At 54.5% G+C, this 23,626-nt stretch carries 16 protein-coding genes and 5 pseudogenes; 5 read left to right on the top strand and 16 right to left on the bottom strand.

From position 1 onward, the window contains the following. Positions 1-78: 78 nt before the first annotated feature. Both ACLHDD_RS18335 and ACLHDD_RS18330 read right to left on the bottom strand, forming a co-directional pair. Positions 79-318, bottom strand: a complete 240-nt coding sequence (locus tag ACLHDD_RS18335; RefSeq protein WP_427105281.1) for a transcriptional regulator — start codon at positions 316-318, stop codon at positions 79-81. A 353-nt stretch (positions 319-671) separates the two neighbouring features. After that, a complete protein-coding gene (locus ACLHDD_RS18330) occupies positions 672-2,108 on the bottom strand; it encodes a methyl-accepting chemotaxis protein (protein ID WP_427105280.1) in 1,437 nt (478 codons plus the stop codon). A gap of 346 nt (positions 2,109-2,454) precedes the next feature. Between ACLHDD_RS18330 and ACLHDD_RS18325 the strand changes: the two genes are divergently transcribed. Beyond that, positions 2,455-4,236, top strand: a complete 1,782-nt coding sequence (locus tag ACLHDD_RS18325) for an EAL domain-containing protein (RefSeq protein WP_427105279.1) — start codon at positions 2,455-2,457, stop codon at positions 4,234-4,236. Between the two features lie 24 nt (positions 4,237-4,260). Here the strand turns inward: ACLHDD_RS18325 and ACLHDD_RS18320 are convergent, their stop codons facing one another. From ACLHDD_RS18320 to ACLHDD_RS18300, 5 genes and pseudogenes are all read right to left on the bottom strand, one after another. Beyond that, the gene (locus tag ACLHDD_RS18320; protein WP_427105278.1) at positions 4,261-5,841 is read right to left on the bottom strand and encodes a sensor domain-containing diguanylate cyclase; all 1,581 of its coding nucleotides are present in this window, start codon (positions 5,839-5,841) and stop codon (positions 4,261-4,263) included. A 154-nt stretch (positions 5,842-5,995) separates the two neighbouring features. After that, a complete protein-coding gene (locus ACLHDD_RS18315) occupies positions 5,996-6,145 on the bottom strand; it encodes a helix-turn-helix domain-containing protein (protein WP_427105323.1) in 150 nt (49 codons plus the stop codon). Positions 6,146-6,205: 60 nt separating this feature from the next. Continuing rightward, a pseudogene (locus tag ACLHDD_RS18310) lies at positions 6,206-6,393 on the bottom strand (anion permease); the annotation flags it as partial. A gap of 114 nt (positions 6,394-6,507) precedes the next feature. After that, a pseudogene (locus ACLHDD_RS18305) lies at positions 6,508-7,458 on the bottom strand (hydroxyacid dehydrogenase). Positions 7,459-8,045: 587 nt separating this feature from the next. Beyond that, positions 8,046-8,255 (bottom strand): hypothetical protein, encoded by a 210-nt coding sequence (locus ACLHDD_RS18300; protein ID WP_128084311.1) that lies wholly within the window; start codon positions 8,253-8,255, stop codon positions 8,046-8,048. 451 nt (positions 8,256-8,706) lie between these two features. On the opposite strand from ACLHDD_RS18300, the gene ACLHDD_RS18295 reads away from it, so the two are divergent. Next, on the top strand, positions 8,707-9,618 hold the full coding sequence (locus ACLHDD_RS18295; RefSeq protein WP_427105277.1) for an N-acetyltransferase: 912 nt from the start codon (positions 8,707-8,709) through the stop codon (positions 9,616-9,618). A gap of 363 nt (positions 9,619-9,981) precedes the next feature. Continuing rightward, the gene (locus ACLHDD_RS18290; RefSeq protein WP_427105276.1) at positions 9,982-10,518 is read left to right on the top strand and encodes a chorismate mutase; all 537 of its coding nucleotides are present in this window, start codon (positions 9,982-9,984) and stop codon (positions 10,516-10,518) included. Positions 10,519-10,549: 31 nt separating this feature from the next. Here ACLHDD_RS18290 and ACLHDD_RS18285 read toward each other — a convergent pair whose 3' ends face one another. The 7 genes from ACLHDD_RS18285 to ACLHDD_RS18255 form a co-directional block, all read right to left on the bottom strand. Further along, the gene (locus ACLHDD_RS18285; protein ID WP_427105275.1) at positions 10,550-11,554 is read right to left on the bottom strand and encodes a substrate-binding domain-containing protein; all 1,005 of its coding nucleotides are present in this window, start codon (positions 11,552-11,554) and stop codon (positions 10,550-10,552) included. Positions 11,555-11,583: 29 nt separating this feature from the next. After that, positions 11,584-12,993, bottom strand: a complete 1,410-nt coding sequence (locus ACLHDD_RS18280; RefSeq protein ID WP_427105274.1) for a sucrose-6-phosphate hydrolase — start codon at positions 12,991-12,993, stop codon at positions 11,584-11,586. Next, on the bottom strand, positions 12,993-14,363 hold the full coding sequence (locus ACLHDD_RS18275; RefSeq protein WP_427105273.1) for a sucrose-specific PTS transporter subunit IIBC: 1,371 nt from the start codon (positions 14,361-14,363) through the stop codon (positions 12,993-12,995). Before ACLHDD_RS18275 ends, ACLHDD_RS18280 begins: the two co-directional genes overlap by 1 nt. 67 nt (positions 14,364-14,430) lie before the next feature. Next, on the bottom strand, positions 14,431-15,945 hold the full coding sequence (locus ACLHDD_RS18270; protein ID WP_427105272.1) for a carbohydrate porin: 1,515 nt from the start codon (positions 15,943-15,945) through the stop codon (positions 14,431-14,433). A 157-nt stretch (positions 15,946-16,102) separates the two neighbouring features. Continuing rightward, positions 16,103-17,029 carry an aminoimidazole riboside kinase gene (locus ACLHDD_RS18265; protein WP_427105271.1) on the bottom strand — a complete coding sequence of 309 codons (927 nt, stop codon included), beginning with the start codon at positions 17,027-17,029 and terminating at the stop codon, positions 16,103-16,105. A 215-nt stretch (positions 17,030-17,244) separates the two neighbouring features. Then, the gene (locus ACLHDD_RS18260; RefSeq protein WP_427105270.1) at positions 17,245-18,216 is read right to left on the bottom strand and encodes a ParB family protein; all 972 of its coding nucleotides are present in this window, start codon (positions 18,214-18,216) and stop codon (positions 17,245-17,247) included. Then, a complete protein-coding gene (locus ACLHDD_RS18255) occupies positions 18,213-19,415 on the bottom strand; it encodes an AAA family ATPase (protein WP_111138342.1) in 1,203 nt (400 codons plus the stop codon). The genes ACLHDD_RS18260 and ACLHDD_RS18255 overlap by 4 nt, the downstream gene beginning before the upstream one ends. A 459-nt stretch (positions 19,416-19,874) precedes the next feature. Here ACLHDD_RS18255 and ACLHDD_RS18250 point away from each other — a divergent pair. Together ACLHDD_RS18250 and ACLHDD_RS18245 are read left to right on the top strand one after the other, a co-directional pair. After that, positions 19,875-20,221: pseudogene (locus tag ACLHDD_RS18250) on the top strand (transposase); the annotation flags it as partial. Further along, positions 20,220-20,495 (top strand): annotated as a pseudogene (locus tag ACLHDD_RS18245) (division plane positioning ATPase MipZ); the annotation flags it as partial. The pseudogenes ACLHDD_RS18250 and ACLHDD_RS18245, both read left to right, overlap by 2 nt. Here the strand turns inward: ACLHDD_RS18245 and ACLHDD_RS18240 are convergent. Both ACLHDD_RS18240 and ACLHDD_RS18235 read right to left on the bottom strand, forming a co-directional pair. Further along, a pseudogene (locus tag ACLHDD_RS18240) lies at positions 20,487-21,257 on the bottom strand (tyrosine-type recombinase/integrase); the annotation flags it as partial. The pseudogenes ACLHDD_RS18245 and ACLHDD_RS18240 overlap by 9 nt on opposite strands. A gap of 1,082 nt (positions 21,258-22,339) precedes the next feature. Beyond that, positions 22,340-23,308: an IS5 family transposase gene (locus tag ACLHDD_RS18235; protein WP_427105269.1), complete on the bottom strand. Its 969-nt coding sequence runs from the start codon at positions 23,306-23,308 to the stop codon at positions 22,340-22,342. Positions 23,309-23,626: the final 318 nt, after the last annotated feature.

Raw genomic sequence — 23,626 nt, 5'->3', positions numbered from 1 at the left:
ACAAGCAGAATAATGCGATTCGCTTAGTAATATCGGCCTGACATAACTTTACTTCAGCGAAAATGAAGGCTGAATACCTTACTTTTTCGATTTCGGGACCAGCTGATAGTAAGGATGCTCTCCGGCCAGCAGCATCAGCAGCTCATATTCCCCCTGACTAAGCAGCGCAGGATTTTTTGACGCTTCTTTGGTCTGCCAGACCCGCTGGCTGAGATCAAACCGTTCTGCCGCAATCTCCTGTGAGAGTCCGGCTGCCATACGCAGCTCGCGCACGTTGTGCTGCACAACGACCGGCTGCTGTAAAATCTGTTTTCTCATCTGAACGCTCCGCATACGGTGCCCCGACAGGATGGCCAGTCAGAAGGTCCTGTCCACGACCAACCGATAAATTTGAGTTAAGTTTTAAACCCCGGGTATTATTCGCGTCAGAAAAGCGTAAAAGGCCAGTAAAGAGACCACAATTAAGTGAAATTATATTTTTCTCTCATCGGACAATTTCTGTCCGGCCTGAAGCAGTATTTTCATTCTTAATAGTAAAAAGGGCTTTGCGATGATCGGCGTCAATATGACTTAAAATAAATGCCCCTTTTATTCATCGTTATTAAAGCGGGAAAGCTGGCCGCTGTTGATGTGCGTACGGCCAGCACGAACCAGATTAAAAGTGATACACGCTATGCCTGACTGAACGCAGCCCAGCCACCCGGCTGTTGCACTGACGCTAAAGGTTTGCTGACCGCGACAGCAGGCTGCTGGGGCAGGGTAAAGCGCGTAATCACGCTTCCCAGCGTTTCGGTCTGTCCACTAAGGCTGTCTGCCGTCGCAGAAACCTGCTGAACCAGAGTCGCATTTTGCTGAGTCACGCGGTCAAGCTCCGCCACGGCCACCGTTACCTGAGCAATCCCTTTGCTCTGCTCATCCGACGCCAGCGCAATCTGTCCGATGCGGTCGTTGACACCGCCGACGCCGTGCAGTACCGCCTCCATCGTGGTTCCTGCACTTTCTGCCGCGCGCCTGCCGTCTTCGACACGCGCAACCGTCTCAGTGATAAGCTCTTCAATCTCTTTAGAGGCGGCCGCGCTGCGCTGCGCCAGTGAACGGACCTCGCTGGCGACCACCGCAAAGCCACGGCCCTGCTCACCCGCACGGGCCGCTTCGACGGCGGCATTCAGCGCCAGGATATTGGTCTGAAACGCGATGCCGTTAATGGTGGCGGTAAACTGACGGATTTTCTCTGAGCCCTGCGCAATGCTGGCAATGGCTGTTGCAACTGTCTGCACCAGCGCCACGCCCTGGCGAGTGGTATCTGTGGTGCTGACGGCCAGTTCACGCGCCTCGCGGGCATTCTGCGCGTTGTTACGCACGGTGACGGTGATCTCCTCCATGCTGGCTGCCGTCTGTTCCAGCGCTGCGGCCTGCGTCGAGGTCCGGTCGGAAAGGTCCGCGTTACCTGCGGCAATATCACCCGCTTCGCGATGGAGAATCGCCGCGTTGTCGTGAATGGCACTGACCGTTTCCAGCAGACTGTGCTGCATCTCTTTCACCAGCGGCACCAGCTGACCAACACAGTTACGCCCCAGATCTTCAGGCTCACGGGTCAGATCGCCGTCCGCAATCACTTTCAGGTGCGCGCGGATCTTACCCACCGGACGCACCAGATGAACCACCAGATAGCGGTCACAGAACAGCAGCAACGCCACGGACATTAGCAGCGCGGCCAGCAGTGCGCCTTCCAGTTCACGGCGGTCAGCCCTGAGCGGAGCCTGACGTTGTGCCAGCTGCTGCGTCAGCTGATTCAGCTGTTCGCGGGCAGCGGACGGGAAGTCTGCAGGAGCGGCCGTGAGGGCGGCACGCAGGCTATCCCATTCAGGATCGGCGGGAATAGCAGCAATAAGCGCGTCTTTATCCGCCGGACGGCCGCTCTGCATGATAAGAGCACTCTTCGCCAGCACGCTCAGCTGCTGCGTCAGGACGTCAGAGCGTTCTATCTGGCGAAAGATGTCACGCACGACCTGATTGCTGTAGCCGCCTGCCAGCGCGATCACGCCGACGGATACGATCATCAACCACAGCACAACGCGGCGGATAGTGAAATGCCTGAGTGAGTTCATGAGGGTTTCCCTGATGTTGTTTTGGTGTAGTTAAAAAAGGCAATAATGAGTTTTGTCATCTACTTTAATGCGTTATTATATAGCGCACTATTTTTATGCCTTCTATCCTGGCAGGGTATTTCAAAAATTAAAAGTTTCTGACGACAAAATAATAGAATCGTGATTAATAAATTATTTCGTCAAAGAAAAAAGCCCTGCTATCCTGGTCAGGACTGGCGCGCAGTGAATTAAAAAAATAAACTGTCATGGCTCTTTCCTTTTTCAGAAATTGCCTGTAGTTATCACGCCATATTATTAAAGTTATCTGTTTAATTTCGCTCCGTAACCAGCCGGTGCGGAGGGATCCATGTTTACACGTTCTGGCGGCGACGACGATTGCCGCGCGCGCACACTGAATGCGCTGTTGAGTTATGACGAAAGTCGTGACCAGGTATTGCGGCAGTTTGTCCGGCTGGCCAGCCAGGCGCTCGGTATTCCGGGGAGTTTTATCTCCGTGCTGGATGATGAGATGCAGCACGTCAGGGCGGCTCACAATTTCACGCTGACGCACTCCACCCGGCAGGATTCGCTCTGCCGTCACGCCGTAGACAGTGACAGCATCGTGGTGGTGCCCGATACGCTGCTCGATACCCGCTTTGCTGAACATCCGCTGATTCTCGGTGCGCCCTTTATTCGCTTCTATGCGGGTGTACCACTGAAAAGCAGCGCTGGTCTGATACTGGGTACGCTATGCGTAACTGACGTAGTGCCTCATCGCTTTAGTCGTGAGCAAATCGCGATGCTCACCATGCTGGCGGCGCTGGTGATGTCATTTCTCGAAGCGTGGTATTCAGCGGGCTTTGCTGACCCGGTAACGGGTCTGCCTAACCGTCAGCGTCTGATTCGCGATTTGCAGTTTCTGGCCGCCTCTGGCGACACCACGCTGCGGCGCCTGGTCCTGATTGACTGCATCGATATGCCGCGCGCCTATGAGCTTGCGCGCTCAATGGGTATGGGGCCGGTCGAAAGTCTGCTGAAAGATGTGGCGACCCTGCTGCCGCTGCGTCTGCGGCCTGCGCCAGGTGAAATGCTCTACACTGTGGCAACCGGGCGCTTTGCTCTGCTGACACGCCAGGAGAGCAGGCTGACAGCCAGCTGGGTGGCAGACAAGCTGACAGGGATCAGCGCCGACCTCGGCGACGGGCTGTCGGTTGCGCTGGTGACGCATACCGGGGAGGCCGGGTTCAGGACCGGCGAGCTGCCAGCGCAGGAGATCCTGCGACGTGCCGTCAGTGCCCTGCATGAGGCGATCACACGCAATGTTGCCTCCATGCTTTTCAGCGAGGACACCGATACCCGCCATACCCGTGATTTCACCCTGATGCACGACCTGGCCGCAGCCATCCGTCAGGATAAGGGGCTATGGCTGGCCTATCAGCCTAAAATCTGTCTGCATAGCGGCAAACCCATCGGCCTGGAAGCGCTGATCCGCTGGCAGCATCCGCAGCACGGCGAGCTCTCGCCAGCTCAGTTTCTGCCGTTTGCCGGCCAGACCGAACTGCTCAGTGAGCTGACAGCCTGGGTGACAGAGCGGGCCATAGCCCGGCTCTCACGGCTTCGCGACAGTTATATTCAGCTGCCTGTCACCATTAACGTCAGCAGCAGCGATTTTTCCCGCGACAGTTTTGCCGACGAACTGGAAGAGCAGATGATCAGAGCGAAGCTGCCGGTTTCGCTGCTGGGTATTGAGTGTCTGGAAACTGAACGGATCCTGGAGAGCCCGGCGGCGATGCAGGGGCTTGAGATGCTGAAACTGCGTGGATTTGGTATTTCGCTGGATGATTTCGGCACTGGTTACAGTAATATCAGCTATCTGCGGCGGATGCCACTTGACGTGATTAAGCTCGACCGCTCGCTGATCAGCGAAATTTCATCGGATACCGCTTCGCGCGTTATTGCACGCAGCATTATTGCCATGCTGAAGGATCTGGATTACACAGTCCTGGCCGAAGGCGTAGAAAATGCAGAAACCGAAACGGCACTGACCGACTTTGGTTGTGATCAGGCGCAGGGCTTTTTCTATGCACGACCGCTGCCGGAAACGGCACTGGATGAGTGGCTTGGCTGGCGACTACGCAGTAAGTGCTGAGCCCCCTCATCCCCTGAAGCGTTATCAGGCCGGGGCAAAGGCGCTGAACCCTTCAGGCCTCGCCATTACTACCCTGTTACGTCCGGCGGCTTTGGCCTTGTAGAGCGCTTCATCGGCACGCCGTATCAGAGACTCACGGTCACTCTCCCCCTCAGTCAGCGAGGCGACCCCAGCAGAGATCGTCATCGTGCCGGCAAACGGAAAGGTCGTGGCGCTGACGGTTTCACGGATACGTTCCGCGATACCGGCGGCGTCAGCCAGGCTGGTATGTGGCAGCAAAAGAATAAACTCCTCGCCGCCGAACCGGCTGACAACATCGCCTGTGCGACAAGCCTGACGCAGTAACGAAGCCAGCCTGACCAGTGCCGCATCGCCGGCATCATGCCCGTAGAGATCGTTAATCTTTTTAAAATGGTCAATATCAATCGCGATTACGCACTGCTCATGCTGGCTGTCTGAGACTGTCGCCAGCGCCGTAAAACCGCGCCGGTTGCACAAGCCCGTCAGCGGGTCGGTCATCGCCTCGTTGTTCAGCGCCGCCAGACGCCGGGCAACGATATAGCGGTACTCCTCCGCGGCCTCTTTCAGCCGATCGGCCTCGTAATACCAGGTTTTCACCGCCGAGAGAGATCCGCTCTGCGGATCGTTGTCCTCGTTGCGAACCTGGTCCGCCAGCTTTTCGAGGGGTGCAGCGATTCGCCCGGCCAGTGACGCAATAATCGCTGCTGTCAGGGCGATGATGATCAGAATGAACCAGAGGGCATTCTCGGCTGACTTGATCTGAATCGTTCTGACCGTTTCAGAGGAGCCGGTCACAAAGATGTTCCAGCCCGTGCTGCGCAACGTTCCATAACCGGTCAGAAAGTCCCGTCCGTCTCGTTCCAGCGTGAAATGGCCGTTCTCGGTCGATGCGAGCTGCTTCTGAAGCGCCGGGCTGAGGGGCATCTTTGTGCCCACGCGCGCCGGATCGTGACTGAAAATAACCAGCCCGTCATTGCTGACCACGCTGACTGTCGACCCTTTGGTATAGAAATGCTGGCTCAGGATCTCACTCAGTATGCTGTGTTTTTTGAGGTAGATCGTCCCGCCCACATAGCCGAGATAATGCCCTTCCGGGCTGAAGAGCGGCTGAGACAGGAACACAACATAATTTCCGGAGGCCGAGGTAAAAGGATTGGAGATAAAGGGCTTTTGCGTCGCAATGGCCTGCTGACTGGCGGGTGAGTCGAGTCTGACCCCCTTCAGATTCAGGCTTTCGGGGGAGATGGCGGTCACGATGGCATGACTGTTGACCACCAGTACCGAGTTGAAAATGCCTGACTGCATCCGCAGCCGCTCGGTTTCCGCTTTCAGCAGTTGCGTGTCGCTGAGCCCCCTGATCTGGTTAGCACTCCACGCCAGTTCACGCTGTGCTGTCGCCAGGTAGCGATCGGTGGTGTCTGCCAGTTTACTGGCATAAGCAATGTTGCCTTCCAGCAGGCTCTCTTCGATGTTGGCCTTCTGAAACAGCAGCAGCGCGCCCAGCAGCAGACCCGAGGTCAGTATAACCCCGCCAATTGAAAGTAAAGTCAGCAGTGAGCGAAGACGGATTTTTTCACGAAACATTAAAGTGGGGACCCGTATTGAGATTAATCTGAGTGTAACAGCTGATGCCCGGGTCAAAGGCAAAAACAGAAAGCGATTTCACTGCCGTTATGAACGATGACAATCGCAGGGAGCGCCGGTTCGTGCCGCTGTACGGCCTGACGGGCTGGTACCGTCAGGCACTGCCGACGCCATAGCGTTTCATTTTGCGCCATAGCGTGGTCGGGCTGATACCCAGCATCACGGCCGCTCTGGCGCGATCGCCCGCGGTCTTTTCTATCACGGCGGTAATCAGTTTCTGCTTCTGCCTGCTGAATAAATCCACCTCATCGTCCACGCTAAGAGAGCAGGCGTCAGGCTCGCGGGTGATACAGGCGAGATGGCAGAGCGAGGTAAAACCCAGAATAAGCAGCATTATCACGGCGTCGGTAAAGGGCCGCAGCACCAGCCACACAGCATCGCCAGATAAATGCCGACGATATGCCATGTCTGGGCTGTGAGCGCCTCAGGGTGAGGAATGATCCAGAACAGAACGGGAAAGAAGATGATGGGTAAGAGTTTAAGATAAAGCATAATTACATTACCTGTATTTGCAGCCGCGCGCCGGGGTCAGCGCGCGGCCTGTCCTTATGATCGCCTGCGGGACGCAGAATAAAAATTCGATTGCTAATAGCCATACTTTTCTCCTTAAAAGCCCGGCACCGGCCAGGATGGTTTTTTACCCGATAACACTTCATGAATCCCGATGGCGGAATGCAGCGATGCGCGGTCGGTCGCTTTCTGCGTCGCAGCACCGATATGAGGCGCAATAACCAGGTTGCTTAGTGCAAAAATGGGGTCGGCCGGATCGAATGGCTTTTTTCGGGACATCCAGACCAGCGCCCGCAATGCGTGACGTGGAAAGCGCATGGTAAAGCGCCTTTTCATCCACCAGCTTGCCGCGCGCGGTATTAATGAAGTAAGCCGTTGGCTTCATCAGTGAAAACTCTTTCTCGCCAATAAAATCGAACGTTTCCTCTGTTGACGGACAATGCAGTGAAAAAAATCGCTCTCTTTAAATATCCGGTTAAAGTCCTGCGTTAATTCGACCCCTTCCGGCATCAGCTTAGCCGTTTTATAGGGATCGTAAGCAATAAGTTTCATATTGAAGCCGTGCAGGGCTTTCAGGGCCACGCGTGAACCAATATTCCCGACGCCGATCAGCCCCAGTGTTTTGCCGTCCAGTTCGACTTTTGGCGTCCGGAGTTTTGCGTGGTAGTCATCCTCCAGCATCGTCTGCCTGACCAGCATGAAATTGCGCGAGCAGTGCAGCATGAAGAAGATCGCCAGTTCCGCCACTGACATGCTGTTAGCCAGGGGCGTGTTCAGGACGGTCACGCCGTGACGTCTGGCAGCCTGCAAATTCACCGTGTCATAGCCTGCGCCGTGGCGGGCAACGACCTTAAGCTTGCTGGCCGCCTCGAACACGCGCGCCGACATTTTTGAGAGACCAACGATAATGCCATCGCAGTCAGGAATATCCCGGATAATATCGTCCTCTTCCCTACCTGAATCCGTAATGAGTTCATAGCCACGACTTTCCAGATATTCTCGTCCTTCCTGCATAATTTCCTGTGGAAGTAGAATTTTATAACGCATATAACCTGCTCCATGTGGGTTTCCGGAGCAGTAATTGCGGATAGCGTGCCAGCTTTTATTTATACAGATTATTTTAACGCCATATAGCTGATATAGAATGACTTTTTAAGATGACACATAAACACCACAGGATGGTTACCCGTGATACCGGTCTCACTCTGCCGCACAGGCAGACGACTGCTTCTTTCACAATGAAAAGTGAATATTCTCATCTGAAATTATCAGTCGGTTAAATTCTGGTTTATTTTATGTGAGCGACAGAGTGAGGTAATGCTGCCTGGCCGCTTTTCTCTGATTCATTCAATCCGCAAGGACAATAAGAGTTCCACCAGAAAAAGAGATTAACGATATAAACAGCGGACTATAACTTCTGACTTTTTATTAGTGAAACGGCAAATAAAATGCTTTAAGCATTTAACTACCAGAGCGTGCGGCAGACGGCTCGCGCATTCGGGTGCGTTGTCTTCGTAAGCATTGAAAATAAATAATGGAGCAAACATCGCTCCATTATTTTAGTGAAGACCGATCCTGATTCGCAGGACTGCAGGCCGGTAAAAGATTCAATCGGCTAATCAATCTGGATGCGGTTAACGCCAGAACGACTTGATATAAGAACGGCTGCTGAGTCTTTTAATAAAATGGTAGGGACAGGTAAATCGCTGCCCGTCCCACTCCAGATTAAACCACTGAAATTCATCATCTTTTATTTTATCTAACAGAGTCATTGCCTGCATAGGTGTCTGAAAAGCATAAGCTTTCATTACGCCCTCTTTGGTACATAAATCAATATGAACCATAAAAACCCCCGGGTGTTAAAAAACAGAACACTTTATAATTATCGGACAGCCCCTAAAGCATAAGCCATTTATTGCTGGCTGATTATCTGATTCCGTCATATTTTCGTAAAAGTTTTTCCACCCCAACATTCTTTATATTTTTGTGCAAGTCTGGCTTATATCATCAATTAATTTGACCATGCCGGGTTAATCCGGCCCCCATCGCCAGCGTGGAATGACGGAGTAAGGTTCAGCAGGGTTACCCTGGAGCGCTGATTGCGATACGCTGCTCATATTTTAATCACAACCTTACGGGCGGAGTGAACCGGACGGCCTGCGGAACCGATGCGTTTGTGATGGTCAAAAAGCAGGCACTTCGTTTACACTCTCAGCAGCCACATCGGCCCCTCTGCGCTCCGGCTGAGCGGCAGAGAAGCGGGCGATCACTGACGGCGGCCAAATAAGGACCCTTATGCTGAATTATATGGTGTCGCTCTATCGTACCGTTCCGGTCTCTTCTGCATGCCTCAGCGACTGGCTGACCCGCTGGCTGGCACAGGAGACGTTAAGATGTCACGATCATCATTTCTCCGCGGCTTTTCCCTGGCGCGAAACCGGCCTGCCCCAGCACACCTTTCTGCAGCGTGAACTGACGATTAACGGTCAGCGTTATCTCACCGGCCCCCGTTATCTGGGTGGCGATCTCGCCCAGCCATTTATTGATATCGTGGCGCGGGACGGAGAGCTGGACCATACCGTTGCCAGCGCCATCATGCAGGCCTGGCAGGCGCTGAGCCCCCTGAAGCTACGTATCCTGTTGCCTGCCTCTGCGCCTGATATTGGCGTCACCGATCAGCTGGTTTTCGTCAGCGATCCCGGATCATCCTGCGGACCGGACGATCCGGCGCTTTCGCTGGTGACGGCCAGCCGCAGAGATTATGCGGTCTGTATGACGGCGATTAACCGTGCCTATCGCACCAGCTGGCACAAGCTGCCTCACCTGCGCGGCCAGCTGCTGGCATCCAGCAGTCAGGAGCTGCGTGACGATATTGCCAGAGGGCATGTCTGTCTGATCGTCTGGCAGGGCCGCGTGGCCGGGCTGATGATTTGCGTGCCGCGGCGGCTGGCCTTTATGGAGGGATTCCAGATTATGGATGAGGTGATTACGCCTGCGTTTCAGGGCCGCGGGCTGGCCGCACGCGCACAGCGCTGCCTGCAGCAGCAGCTCAGTCAGCGATACGGTCCGGCGGCACTCCTGACCGGCACGATCCTGCCTGGCAATCTTCCCTCTCTTCGCAGCGCGCAGAATGCCGGGCGGCGCTGTCTGCTGAAATATCACTTTTTTACGCCTGCAGATCTGCGCACTGCCCGGCGCGCTATTTAACTGCACCCCGGTTTCGCCCGCGATCTCACCCGCTTTGTTCCTCCTGCCCTTTTCTCTCCGGTCAACGGCCGTCCCACCCTCCTGACAACGGACCTGTTTATCTGCGCAGCGATTGAAGACCAGAAAGCATACGGCCCGGAAAACGACCGGATCCGGCGTCAGACTGCGCTGAAACAATCTGCCAGTCTGGCATTCACAGATGAATTTTTAATGAACGAAAGGCAGGAAAACACAACCTGATTAACGACATAGAAGAATATGTTGTATCAGGGTGGTTGTTCACATTTTGAAAAAAAAAATAATCACACTGAGTTATTTTTTTATGCCTGAATCAGTGTCAGTTTTCATTAACGGAGCAGGCAGATGACACAATTTGTAGCCGTTTTTCTCTCTTCACTGTTTATATGCAGCAACGCTTTCGCGGGATCGGTGTCATCCAATGCTATCTCAGCAGCGCTGAATGAACGTATGCAGATTATGAAGGCCGTTGCCGGTTATAAAGCCCGGCAGCATCTGCCTGTGGAAGATCTGCCTCGCGAGCAGGTCGTGCTGGATAAGATGCTGAGCAACGCGCAGCAGGCAGGGCTTGAACCGCAGTCGGTAGCGCCGTTCATTCATGCGCTGATGAACGCCAGTAAAGCGATTCAGTATCGCTATCTGGCAGACTGGCTCTCCACGCCTGAACGTTCCCGCGCGCCCGCCGACCTGACAGAAACCCGGCAACAGATCGAACGGCTGGATACCGAACTGCTTACCGCGATCGGCCAGCGCCTGAAGACAGGCCCGCTGACGGCGTCGGATCGACGCGGGCTGATCGCGGCGCTGGCAGCGCCTCACCTCAGTGAGGCCGATAAAGCCAGCCTGGTGACCGCACTTGCCCGTATTCAGCGCCAGACATAGTTGTGCCGGTGGCCGGAAAACAATCTGGCCACTATCCGCGCAGTCGCAGCGTGGCAGGCAGTATCAGCTGGCTGGCTGGTGGTTCCTCACCCGCAATCATGGTGGTCAGCAGAGAAAAGCAGGCCTGCGCCAGCTCCGGAACATTCTGCTCTACGGTATCGATGGGAATAGAGAGTGAATCATAGAGATAATGGTCGTCGAAGCTGGCGATACGGATGTCGCTGTTAAGCAGATTATGCTCGCTCATGTAGCGCAGCACCCCCTCCAGCAGGCCGCAGGCGGCGGTGAACATGGCTTTCGGCGGACGCCCCAGCTGGCTGCAGAGCGCAGCAAACATCTCATAGCCGCTGCCGGGGTGATAATTGCCCTGAATTATCCATTCCGGCCGCGCTGTCACCCCTGCCTGCGCAAGGCCCTTCTTGAATCCGGCCAGTCGATCCTGCGTTGGCGAGAGCGCTGACTGACCGCCCAGAAAATAGATCTCTTCCGGAGAGGCACGTGCCAGCTTTTCGACCAGATCAGCGGTTGGCGTGACGGAATCGGTTATTACCCAGGGCAACGTTGTATTATTCATGTGCCGGTCAAACAGCAGCACCGGCATCTGTTCACTGAGGCTAAGATAGTCACTGTCGTTCAGCATGCTGGAAGCGACAATTAACCCGTCAACCTGCCGTGATACCAGATTATTGACTACGACGCGCTCCTGAGTGGCATTTTCGTCGGTGCAGGAGATCAGCAGTTGCAGACCCGCCGCACGGCAGAGATTTTCCAGCGCGTGAGAAAAGGCGGCGAAACCGTGATTCGTGATCTCCGGGACAACCAGTCCCAGCGTATGACTGCGGGCATCATGCAGCATCCGGGCATGGATGCTGGGCTGGTAATGGTGCTCCCGGGCCAGGGCCAGAACCCGCTCACGCGTCTCTTTCGCAACCCGTAACTCTTCACCCCGACCATTGAGCACCAGACTGGCCGTGGCTTTTGACACCCCGGCCAGCCCGGCAATGTCACTGATGGTAACGCGTTTTGTTTTTCGCACGACAAGGCATCGGTTAAGGAAACAGACGCTTAGTCTACCATGCAGCGACGTAACGACCAGTAGAGCACCTGCAGTTCTGCGTCTCCGCGCAGGGTCAGCCGCGCCGGATGTTCCGGGAAGTAGCGACTGCTCATCACCCCTTCCCCGTCATTAATGAAGATCTCAACGCTGGAGTGGTCGCACAGGATCTGCAACCGGCGGGCAGCCCCAATCCAGTAACGGGTCATCCACTCGCCCGTCACCAGGCTGCGACGTGTCAGCCGCAGTTCATCCTGCTGCCACGTCAGGATCAGCGTATCTGCGAAACTGATTTCGATGCCACCCTCGCTCTCCAGTATCAGCTCCAGTCGACGCGCAGAGATTGCTGGTGCATCACCGGCGCGTCCCAGATAGTGCTGCTCCTTTTCACGCAACGCCTGCAGCTCGGCAACTGGCTGCTGGCAGAGCCGGCCATTGCGCGTGCTCAGCTCGCGTATGCAGGTCATCTGATGGATCCACCCCTGAGCGACAGTTGGCTGGGCCATCTCTTCCCCGTCCGGGGTGCCCATCCAGCCCACCAGCAGACGCCGGCCGTCAGCAGTCAGCGTAGTCTGCGGGGCATAAAATTCAAATCCGGCATCCATCTCGTTCAGCGGCCCGTGCAGGAAGGCAGGCTGCGCATAATCCAGCGAACCGCTCAGCCAGGCGCAGGCGTGACTGTTGAGATAGCGCTTCTCTTCGCGCGGCACTCCCTGCGGACAGCAGATCAGAAAAGTGCTGTCGTCCAGCGTGAACATATCCGGGCATTCCCACATGTAGCCTGCGTCAGCCAGTCCTCCGCGTTCGCTGCCTGCAATCTCACCGAGATTCTGCCATCTCCGCAGATCCTGTGAACGCAGCAGCAGCACCCTGCCCTGCCGCTGCATCGTCTGCGCGGCCAGGACCATGTACCAGTTATCGTCATGCCGCCAGACTTTCGGGTCGCGGACGTGGCCGGTGTAGCCCTCCGGCAGCGCGATGACCGGCCCGAGCTTGTCAAAGCCGCCTGCGGGATTCTGCTGCGCCAGGCACTGCCACGCGGTGCGCGAGCCATCCTCAAACTTCACGTTGCCGGTATAGATTAGCGTCAGAATGCCTTCGTCATCCACCGCGCTACCGGAGTAGCAGCCGCTGCGGTCATACTCCTCATCCGGCATCAGGGCGACAGGCTGATGCTCCCAGTGCAGCAGATCGGCTGAGTGCCAGTGCCCCCAGCATTTGTGCTGATGTGCACAGCCCAGCGCATTCCACTGATAGAAGAGATGATACGCACCGTTGATGTGGATGAAGCCATTGGGATCGTTGAGCAGCCCCGTGACCGGTGCCAGATGCCAGCCAGGATAGTGGCTGTCACTGAGCGCCTTTGGCATCCCCTGCATGACCGCCTGCAGGATAGCGGCCAGATGGGTTGATGAGGCCATTATTCTGCCTCCGTTTTGTATTTCAGCAGATAGGAGATCACGAACGCAGTCGTGAACGCGATGACGATACCGATAATGTAGTTCAGCAGAGAGCTGGCCTGAACAATTGCCATGCCTGGCAAACCGGTCAGCCCTACCGCCGTCATATAAACATGCACCGACACGACCCAGGCACCGCCCAGCGCACCGCCCACTAATCCGGCGATAAAGGGCTTCATAAAGCGCAGGTTGATACCGAAAATGGCCGCCTCGGTGATCCCCAGCAATGCGGAAAACGCAGAGGGCAGCGAGATCGCTTTGATTTTTGCATCGCGGGTTTTAAACCACACGGCCAGACAGGCGCCGCCCTGGGCGACGTTCGCCATCGCCCAAATCGGCAGCAGGAAGTTTACGCCAATCGAAGGATTGCCCAGCAGCCCCGCTTCGATAGCGTGAAAGCTGTGATGCACACCGGTAATCACTATCACCGAGTAGAGTCCGCCAAAGACCAGTCCGGCCAGCCAGCCCGCGTGCGTAATCAGGGTGCTGAGGACAAACGAGATCCCATCGCCCAGCATGCGTCCGGCAGGACCGATAATCAGCAGCGCGATAAACCCGGAGATGATGACTGTCAGGAACGGCGTAAGAATCAGATCCAGCGCATCCGGGATAAAACGGCGCAGTTGCTTTTCCAGCAGGCTCATAAACCACACGGCCAGCAGTACCGGGAACACCGTGCCCTGATAGCCTATCATCGCCACTTCGATGCCGAAGAAGTTCATAGTGTGGAATCCGGCAGCAACGCCCCAGGCGTTAGTCAGTGCCGGATGCGTAAGGATGCCCCCCAGGGTCGCGCCCAGAAACGGGTTTCCGCCAAACTCACGGGCTGCCGTGAAACCAATCAGAATCGGCAGGATAATAAAGGCCGCCGAGCTGCACATGTCCAGCATGATATAGAGCGCGTTTTCCGGATTGACCCAGCCATAAGTTTTGACCATACCCAGCAGGCCCATCAGCAAGCCTGATGCCACAATTGCCGGGATAATCGGCACGAAAATATTGGATAACAGGCGGGCGATACGCTGGAAAGGGTTGAGCTTACGGGCGGCAATGTCAGCGGCTTCAGACTTGCTCGATTCACTCATGCCCGCCTCGGCGATAAAGGCCGCGTACACCTTGTTCACCACGCCGGTGCCGAAGATAACCTGCAGCTGACCGGCGTTGCGGAAGCAACCTTTGACACCTTCAACACGGCCAATAGCGGCAGTGTCCGCTTTCTCATCATCTGCCAGTACCAGCCGCAGGCGTGTGGCGCAGTGGGCGGCACTGGCGATGTTCTCCCTGCCTCCCATCAGCGGCAGGAGTGCCCGGGCGATTTTTACGTAATCCATAGATACCTCAGTCTTGTTATGTTTTTATCCGCATGGCGTGATGGCCCCGTATGCCGGGGCCGTCTGTTCAGAACCAGGTCTCCATCTGAACGCCGAAGTTCCATTCGCCGCCGGCATCGAAGCCTTTGCTGCCGAATGCGTCGTCACTGGCGTAGTTATCCAGCCGGTGATCCCAGTCCATCCAGGTGGCGAAAAGACGGATTTCAGGCCGCTTGAGGAAGTCCCCCACATCCCCCGCTTTCAGGGTCGGGGCGACGGTGAGTTTGGTAAAACTGCCGCTGACTGCGTTACGGTTGTTGTAGCCCGCCGGGCGCAGATCCATGTACTGATACGATCCCTCATACTGCATTTCAAAGTTCTGCGTGATCTCCTGTATCAGACGCAGGTTAGCTGTCGCCCAGTCATAGCTGTCGCCTTTGACATACCGATCGTCACTGCGCTGTGCCAGCAGCGCAGGTGCAATGTGCCAGCCGCCGCCCAGCGGCGTAATGCCATAACTCGCCAGACGCCAGGTATTCGCCTCCGGTAACAGCGCCCCATCGGAGCCGATGGATTTGACTTCCGCACCCAGTCCATGACCATAAAGCAGCGCGGTTTTTGAGGTCCCTTCTGTCAGCCCGTAAAAGCTGTCGTTGTGCAGTCCCAGCAGGGCATGAACGCCGGTTTCTGCCGCATCGCTTTTCACTTTGAAGCCATCAATGTCACGGCGATCGTCGTTATCTTTCGCCCGCATTCCGCTGACCATCAGCTGCACGGGTCCGGCGAAGTTATTCAGCGACAGAATGTAGTTCTGTGCGGTGTTTTCATTGTTTTCAATATCGCCGAAGGTCCGGCCATACAGTGAGATATTACTGCGCGCCTGATCGCTCCATTTCATGTCGTAGATACCCGCGCCGGTTCCCGCCAGAAACACCACGTCGGAGTCGATCCAGTGGATATCAAAGTTATCCCGATCAAAGCGCTTACCCGCCCAGACCGTGGCGTTATCGAAGGCGCCACTGAAGGTTGGAAGTTGTCCGAGTTCGACAAACGCCTGACGCAGATTGAGATCGCTGCTGGCAGCGGTCCAGTCATTGTAGGTGCGCTGACCGTCCGCCAGCATTGCTTTGAAACGGGTCGTCGCCCCGTTCTCCAGCGTCTGTTTATGCTCCAGATTGAGTTCGACATAGGTGTCTGGTTCGTTACCCAGACGCCCGACGTGACCGCCGGTTTCACCAGCCGGGGTGACGGTTGGCCCGCCCTGCGTCCGGGCGGCTGAGCTGTTCATCAGCAGGCCGGAGCGGGCATACCCGTGAAATTCGAAGCCGCCGTTATCCACAGGTCGCGGCTGCGCTTTTGCGGTGTTCGTTGTGATCTGAGCGGCAGCCGCCTGATTCTGCTGCTGCACCGCCGCCAGTTGCTGAGCCTGCTTTTCGGCATTCTCTGCCCGGATTTCAGCGGCACTTGCCCGCTGCTCGGCCGCCTGAAGCCGCTGCTCCAACGCTGCCAGACGTGCTTCAATGCTGCTCATGCTGGGATCGGCCCAGGCGGGGGTGGAAAGCAAAAGCGTAGAGAGGGTCACTGCCAATGTGCTTTTTTTCATTTTTATGTCCCTGAGGAGAGAGGCTATCATCACCGGATGTTGCTAAACCGGTTTAGGCGTAAATCATAGCCATGGGTAATTTCCCTTCGCAATGAAAATAGCTAAACCGGTTTAGTGATTGTGAGTCAGCTCGCAAAACAGGGGGAATGCAGGATCGTCAGCCAGTGGGATCGTCCAGCTGGTGGCGCCAGGGAAGCGCCGTCATCGCGCCTTTAGCCGTGGTCGCCAGTGCGCCACAGCGTTGTGCGCTGGCAAGACAGAGGGCTAACTGCGATTCATTGCCTGGCAGACCGTGTTGTGCCAGTTTCCAGAGCAGTCCCGCCACAAACGCATCACCTGCGCCTGTCGTGTCGATACTGTTCACTGGCGAGGTAGCGTAGTGCTTAATCTGGCCCTGAAAACAGGCGATAACCCCCTCCCTGCCCCGGGTGACCAGCAGCAATTCAATGCTGAACTGCGCTGCCAGCTGCGGCATGCTGACTGAGGGCGCCTGATCCGGACAGAGGAACTCGAGCTCCTCATCCGAAAGTTTTACTACGTCAGCAAGGTTCAGCGCCTCATTCACCACCGCATGCAACTGCGTCGTATCGGGCCAGAGATCCTGCCGCAGGTTTACATCGAAGCTGACGTGCCCTCCTGCAGCCCGGATCTGCTGCATCGCTGTCAGTGTCGTAGTGCGTGAAGGCTCAGCAGCCAGGGCAATTGAACAGCAGTGAAGCCACTCGCCGGAACGGAAGGCAGGCAAATCCGCAGACACCAGAAACAGATCGGCACTGGGCCGCACCATAAAGGTAAAAGAGCGTTCTCCCTGATCGTCCAGTCCGACCACAACCGTTGAAGTGCGGTGCGCCGGATCGGCTACCATGTACCGGGTATCAACCTGTTCTTCTCTGAGCGTCTGCCGCATAAACTCACCAAAGGGATCAGCCCCGACCCTGCCAATGAAACCGCTGTTTCCCTCAAGGCGGGCGATACCTACCGCCACATTGGCGGGCGCCCCGCCCGGGCACTGCATCAGCCGGCCTGGCGCTTCGGGCAGCAAATCCACCACGGCATCTCCCAGGCACCATACGCGAACAGACATAGAATACTCCTCTGATTAAATCGGAAAGCTAAACCGATTTAGCTATAACGCTAAATGGTGACGACTTCAAGCTAAACCCGCCTGAACTGGAGCGTGCTTAACAGAAACTGCGCAGAAACCTGTTCTGATCAGGTCAGCACGATATGACGGCCAGCCTCTTCCTGTACAAAAAAACCGACACAGGGCCGGTTCTTTTATTCAGAGAAAGAGGCAGGTTATTTGAGGGTGGAGAGTATCTGCCTGATTGAAGCATCGATCTGCTCGGCAATTTCTTTTGGCAGGCGACTGAATTCGTATTGTATCGTACGCTTTTCATCATTAATTTTACGACGCGCATAGGCGTTTGCCGTGCTGAACGTAGCCAGTTTTTCCGTGACCGTTTTGCTGGCAGGTACCGGCTTCTTTAACTGCCGGCGGGCAGTTTTAAACCCGTTCAGAATGACATTTTTCTTCTCATCCATACCCGCGTTTTGCAGCGCCATATCGTCATTCAGTTTTTGACGGATCTCATCCACCAGTTCACTGATCTCTATAGCTTCTGCTTTCGCCTCTTCCCCGATGTCGAGCAGCAACTGATAGTCCTGCAGGGTCAGCTCAGAAACGACCGGGAAGAGCTCGATAAATGCGGCAGGCACCGCGGCCGCCTGAAAAGCACGGGAGACTTTAGCATTCGAGATCCCCTCAGCTTTGGCGATCTCTGTTTTACTCATGCCATTTTCGTGCATAAGTTTGAAGCGCAGACCAAGTTCACGCAAGTTATGTTCTTTAGCCGTCTGAATATCTGCAGCCAGTTGACGCGCATCACTAAGACTCAGCGCATCAGCCGTGACCAGCACTTCAAGACTGGCACCAGAAAGCAGACAGGCAGCACGGCGGCGCGAACCATCCATGATCTCAATCTGGTTTCCGTTTACGCGACCAATGGCCGGGAAAAACTGCTGCAGCGTAATGGTCCGGGTGATCTCCTGAAGCGACTCGGGCGTCAGCGTGCTCTGGTCGCGCCCGTTAATCCCGGGGTCAACGCTGGTTCGGGTTGCAATGTCATCATGCGGGATCAGCTGGCGAACAAAGGTGGCCTTTGCTCCCGACTTCAGCGTAAAAGTGCGTGACTGGCTGCTGCTGTCTATCATGCTGGCAATAGCAGAATCCCCGAATTTTCGGCCGATACGCTGTATAGGTTTGCTCACAGGGTACTCCTGATATATTCGATTCGATCAAAAACAGCCCTGGAGAACTGCTCGGCTTCATGTTTGGCTTTGCGCAGCGCGTCAGCACTGCCCGGATATGAAGCCGGGTTAGCACTGATGACGGTATCAAAAGATTCGCCGCATCGCTCAAATCCATCCAGGCGCGGTAAACCGCAGTCCAGCATCGACTTGGTAAAGACCTCACGTGCATAGCTCTGGGAAGTCAGGTGATCGTGCTTGGAGGTCATCTTGGACATGAAACCGATATTCGCCTTAAGGCGAGGCTCGACGCCTTCCGATTCAATCCGCTCCAGCATTTCAGGCAGACGTGTCAGGTACTTCATGGTGGAATGGAAGTCGACCTGCGCGGGTGGTGTCGGGGTCAGCAGGACGTCACTGGCTGCAATCGCATTCAGCATAAAGGAATCGAGGTGAGGGCCGGTGTCCAGAAAGATAAAGTCATAGTCACCCGCCAGACGATCGATCACATTACGGCGTAATACTTCTGAAGGTGCCACGCCAGGCAGATGTTCAGCCACCAGCTCTTCCCAGTCGCTGGCAACAAAACCGTCGTCAATTGAGGCCGGGATGACGTCCACACCCGGCATCACGGTCGGCTTAATAAACTGCTCACGCAGCTGATCGGCATCCAGATCGTTGAGCATTGCCTGCGCGGCAGTTTCAAGTACGGAACCGACGCTGTTAGTGTGGCTCAGGAACATGGTGCTTGAAGCCTGAGGATCAAGGTCAATAACCAGAATGCGCAGATCATTGTGCAGCATAGAAGGGTGCGCGCGCATGCCATGTGCAAGGGTGACAGTACTTACGGTTTTAGATACACCACCCTTAAGGCTGACGACAAACACGACAAAAGGGCCATCGTGGCGGTCCCGATATTTAGGGACTTTACGATGCTGATAAATGTCGACCACATTCTGAATGGTCAGCGCGTACTGTGATGTACTGCCTGTCTGTTTCTTACCAAACTGATAGCCTGCGGCTTCCATATCGCTGATTGCAGCAACCACAGCATGCTTGCTCAGCAGGGGCATATTAGCGACCGCGTTACGGGAAAACGTCTGATAAAAGCCGGTCTGATTAAACTCCTGACGCTGCTGCTCAATATGATCGCTGAGTCCATGCAACATGGAGTTGGCACGGGTTGCCATCTCCAGCACTCCACCATAATCGCGCTTCATAAGCCCCTCTTTATTAATGTTTTTGGCATACTACACAAAAAGCAGGGACCTGCCAATTTTTTAGAAAAAAGCTAAAAACCTGGATTTTTCGTCAGGGAGTGATGTGAAGAGAGGGAAATGGAGGCAGGGATAACAGGGTGGGAGGATTTTTTTGTTTTTAAAATCTGAACAGACAGAGCTGCAAAAAGATGACTATTTAAACCGCGTGACTGATTTTATGCAGAAAACGTTTATAGTTGCTATGGCTGAGTTCCCGGTCAACATCATGCAGGCCTTTCCTATGGTGTTTTCAGCCTGAAAATATAAAAAAATAACATTAAAATCATAAGCTTGATAAAGAAATCTTCTGGTGAAAAGTCCGTTTTAAACAGTTGTGGTAGCGATGTTATGACCCGCTCCCCGTTGATTAACACACCGAGATGTTAGTAATGTCTTCATGAGTCACATGAGGACTCCCCCATAAAGAAGCGTTTTTCCAACGAACAGATCATCAGTATTCTCCGCGAGGCTGAAGCCGGGGTTTCTGCCCGTGAACTCTGCCGCAAGCACGCCATTCATGACGCCACTTTTTAGACCTGGCGTCAGAAGTATGGCGGTACAGCGGTGCCCGGGGTCAAGCGCATGGAGTCGCCTGAGAAAGAGAACGCCAGACTCAGGAAGCTGCCTGCCGAAGCCATGCTGGACAGTGAGGCACTTCAGGTGGCTCCGGGGCGAAAGTTCTGACGACAGACCAGAAGCGGGAAGCCGTTGAGTTTATGTGTGGTGCGACCGGTCTGTCGCAACGTCGTGCCTGCAGGCTTACAGGCCACAGGTAACATAAAAGCAATGCTGAAAGAGCATTATAAAACTTACGACTTTGTTATTGCCGATTGTGCAGGGCGTGACAGCGCTGAGATGCGTAGTGAATTGATGGCAGCAGATGTCTTCATTTCACCTCTCAGACCTTTTCGAATGGAGCCAGATGTTGTGTCTCATACTTGCTCAGTATTTACCGCAGCAAAAGATTTCAATGAATAAGTTCGCGGCTATCTCGTTTCGAACATGACGCCAACAAACATGTTTATTAATGAAGCCAACCAGCATTGCTAACGCCTCATTGCCCGGCGTATGGAACTGCACCCTGTGCCGGGCTGTCACGTCCAGCGCAAACACTTTAGTGTAAACTTCGGTGGACTTCATGCTTTTGTGCCCCATCAGGCTCTGCAGCGCTTTCAGCGGTATCCCGGCATAGAGGATGTGCATGGCATAGCTGTGGCGGAAGGTATGCGCCGTCACTGGCACTGAGAACGTGAATGCGTCACAGGCAGCTGCGGCGACGGCCTTGTTCAGCCAGTTACGCACCGTCCTGTCTGTCACGGTCCACAGCCTGACCTTCTCGGTCCGCCCCGTTTCCGGATTGCGGCGCTCAAACGGAATTTTCAGCGTGGCGACCATCATCTCCAGCTGGGCCACGTACTGCTGATCGGACCGCGGCACCAGATGGTGGGGCACACTACCGGCGGGAGCGCGTCCCGGACCGCGGGCGGCCTTTTCGCCGCGCTGCTTGAGCGTGGCCAGCTGCACGTAAGGGTAGGGCGGTGCCAGGCTAAAATCTCCTCTCATCAACGCCAGCGCTTCATTAAAACGCACGCCAGTATTTCAGAGGGTAGTGAACCGCGTCTTGCGGTGCAGATCCGGCACGTAATGGAGAAAGGCGCTGACCTCGGGAGCCAGCAAATACTGCGGATACTCATCATGCTATGAAGCCATCTGCCGCAATGCAAGCGCAGCCGGATAATAAATCGCAATCGGCAGTTGCAGAGCGGGTGCCCGGATATAATGTGAAGACAACGTCATGGTCATTTCTGATTTTCCTTATGACAGGAGGAAGGAGGCTCGCCAGGCTTGTGAGTTACATAAGAAGGAAAATTTGTAATCTCCACAATGCTATAGAGGCTGAATTCTTCTCCCGCGGGCAGACGCCTGCGAAAACCTTCAAGAACGGTTTTCTCCCCTTCCGGCCCGACAGCGGGCATTAAGACGGCCATACTGACAGGTTCGATTCGTGAATAGTAACCCGTCCCATTTTTCCTTTACTTGAACGTGTATGTGAGCGTCAGACCGGGTGCGGTGCTACCATGCGTTATCCAGGTAGCGACACCCCGTCCTGTGGTCAGGTCTGCCGTCCGGCTGACAATCGTCGCCCTGACTTAAAGTCGGGTCGGCAGGATGTTCTTTCCGTCTCCGGGCAGGTTCTTAATACAGACCGCTGTACTTCCCGGTGGATACGCATCGTCCAGACGTGCGGCTTCCTCATAAGTCGCAGCGCTGGCGCGGGACGCCGTAGCGGCCAGTTGGACAATACAGCTGAACAAGTATGATGGCCATTTCATGTTTCAATATCCTTTCGTGGAGTTTTCTGCTGGTGCATCCGGGTCGGGAAAATCCGCGGTCTCTGTTTAAGCTACTGACCGATATCCAGTTGAGAAACTGTTGATGCAAAGCTGTCAGCAATTTGCGCGGGCGCCAAAGTCTTAGCCCTCTGATTTTCTTCGCGAAAGGAGCTGGGATTTTGGTTAGGGTTGATTTCAGGTTACCAGTTAAAATCACATTCTGAGTCAGAATTTAGGCTTCATTTAGCGGCATGTCCCTGACTTCACCGTTACCTCCATGAGACTTTAGCATTTTGATATTATTGGATTTGCCAGGCATGCAGGCGTAATCATCATTTCCCTGAGATGCCCGTTTGGTATGATCTCCAATAACCCTCTGTCTGAATAAGTAAAAATATTCCTTTTGATTGTTTTTGCATGTCCCACAATCAGTGTTGTCTCTCTAATACAGAGTTCATGGTTCTCAAACACTTTTTTTATTTTTTAGGATAGCTACGGCTTTGTTGAATAAATCAGATTTGGGGTAAACATACCTATAGCTGTTTGCTGCTGTCAGGCAATACGCACGCTTTCTGGCATCCCTGCCTTTGTTATTTTTTTCAGCGCACGCACCATGGCCAAAGCCTCTGCAACCTGGGCATCATAGTCCCGTAGCGTCATTGAACCTCCGAACAGTTGCTTTACTCTGTACATCGCCGTTTCCGCTATCAACCGACGATTATAATCTGTTGCCCATTTCCACCGTGCAATGCTCCCGCTCAGACGCTGGTTCGCTACTGCACGATTACGATCTGCGTACTCACCGGGCCAGTAACCTGCCCCTTTTCGGGGTGGGTTAAGAGCGCTGATTTTCTTACGCCGCAGTTCATCGTGACATAGCCGGGTGTCGTAAGCCCCGCCTGCCGCTGCTGCCCTGATTTTTCTGTGAGCCTGCCGGATTAGACCCGGGAAGGCTTCTGAGTCCGTTACGTTGTTCAGTGACAGGTCTGCGCAGATGATTTCATGTGTTTTGCCATCGACTGCCAGATGCAGCTTTCGCCAGATACGACGGCGATCCTGGCCGTGCTTTTTGACTTTCCACTCGCCTTCACCAAAAACCTTCAGCCCGATAGAATCTATCACCAGGTGTGCGATTTCACCCCGGGTGGGTGTTTTGAAGCTGACATTAACCGACCTGGCCCGCTTGCTGACACTGGTATAATCCGGGCAGCGCAACGGAACGTCCATTAGGGTAAAAACGGAGTCAATAAAACCCTGAGCAGCCCGCAGGGTCAGCCCAAATACGCGTTTAATCACCAGGGCAATAGTGATGGCAAGGTCAGAATAACGCTGAGGTCTTCCCCGGGATGAAGGCGTTGCTGGCTCATACCAGGCCTGAATAGCCTCATCATCCAACCAAAAGGTGAGGGAGCCACGATTGATGAGGGCTTTGTTGTAGGTGGGCCTGTTGGTGATCTTGCACTTTTGCTTTGCCATGGAACGGTCTGTGTTGTCGGGAAGATGCGTGATCTGATCCTTCAACTCAGCAAAAGTTCGATTTATTCAACAAAGCCCATTGACGGTTACTGTCAACACCGCCTGACCCATATCGGGCATTACCCCTCAGGCATTTTATCACTGGTGCCTTCCTTTCAGAATTTACTAATTATCGGCCTGTTAATTTTCTAACATAACACTTTCCAGACTTTAGGAAATTAACTGTAAAGAAGTGAGCAGGATACAATTGATGGCAGAAAAATAATTATCATGATAATTATTTTAATCCTTAAATAGAAATTCGCGATTAGAAAAGAAACCCTACAAGTGGTGTAATTTATCATCTGCTCGAAAAATTCTCTT

The organism is Pantoea sp. NSTU24 (assembly GCF_050157905.1).
In the GTDB taxonomy this organism is placed as follows: domain Bacteria; phylum Pseudomonadota; class Gammaproteobacteria; order Enterobacterales; family Enterobacteriaceae; genus Pantoea.
Note: the sequence above shows the minus strand (reverse complement) of the source record. Positions and strands in the feature narration are given on the sequence as shown.

Coding starts and splice junctions, on each gene's coding strand:
- ACLHDD_RS18330 (WP_427105280.1), bottom strand. CDS start 2,108: ATGAACTCACTCAGGCATTTCACTATCCGCCGCGTTGTGCTGTGGTTG.
- ACLHDD_RS18290 (WP_427105276.1), top strand. CDS start 9,982: ATGACACAATTTGTAGCCGTTTTTCTCTCTTCACTGTTTATATGCAGC.
- ACLHDD_RS18275 (WP_427105273.1), bottom strand. CDS start 14,363: ATGGATTACGTAAAAATCGCCCGGGCACTCCTGCCGCTGATGGGAGGC.
- ACLHDD_RS18270 (WP_427105272.1), bottom strand. CDS start 15,945: ATGAAAAAAAGCACATTGGCAGTGACCCTCTCTACGCTTTTGCTTTCC.
- ACLHDD_RS18255 (WP_111138342.1), bottom strand. CDS start 19,415: ATGAAGCGCGATTATGGTGGAGTGCTGGAGATGGCAACCCGTGCCAAC.
- ACLHDD_RS18320 (WP_427105278.1), bottom strand. CDS start 5,841: ATGTTTCGTGAAAAAATCCGTCTTCGCTCACTGCTGACTTTACTTTCA.
- ACLHDD_RS18295 (WP_427105277.1), top strand. CDS start 8,707: ATGCTGAATTATATGGTGTCGCTCTATCGTACCGTTCCGGTCTCTTCT.
- ACLHDD_RS18280 (WP_427105274.1), bottom strand. CDS start 12,993: ATGGCCTCATCAACCCATCTGGCCGCTATCCTGCAGGCGGTCATGCAG.
- ACLHDD_RS18325 (WP_427105279.1), top strand. CDS start 2,455: ATGTTTACACGTTCTGGCGGCGACGACGATTGCCGCGCGCGCACACTG.
- ACLHDD_RS18335 (WP_427105281.1), bottom strand. CDS start 318: ATGAGAAAACAGATTTTACAGCAGCCGGTCGTTGTGCAGCACAACGTG.
- ACLHDD_RS18300 (WP_128084311.1), bottom strand. CDS start 8,255: ATGGTTCATATTGATTTATGTACCAAAGAGGGCGTAATGAAAGCTTAT.
- ACLHDD_RS18265 (WP_427105271.1), bottom strand. CDS start 17,029: ATGTCTGTTCGCGTATGGTGCCTGGGAGATGCCGTGGTGGATTTGCTG.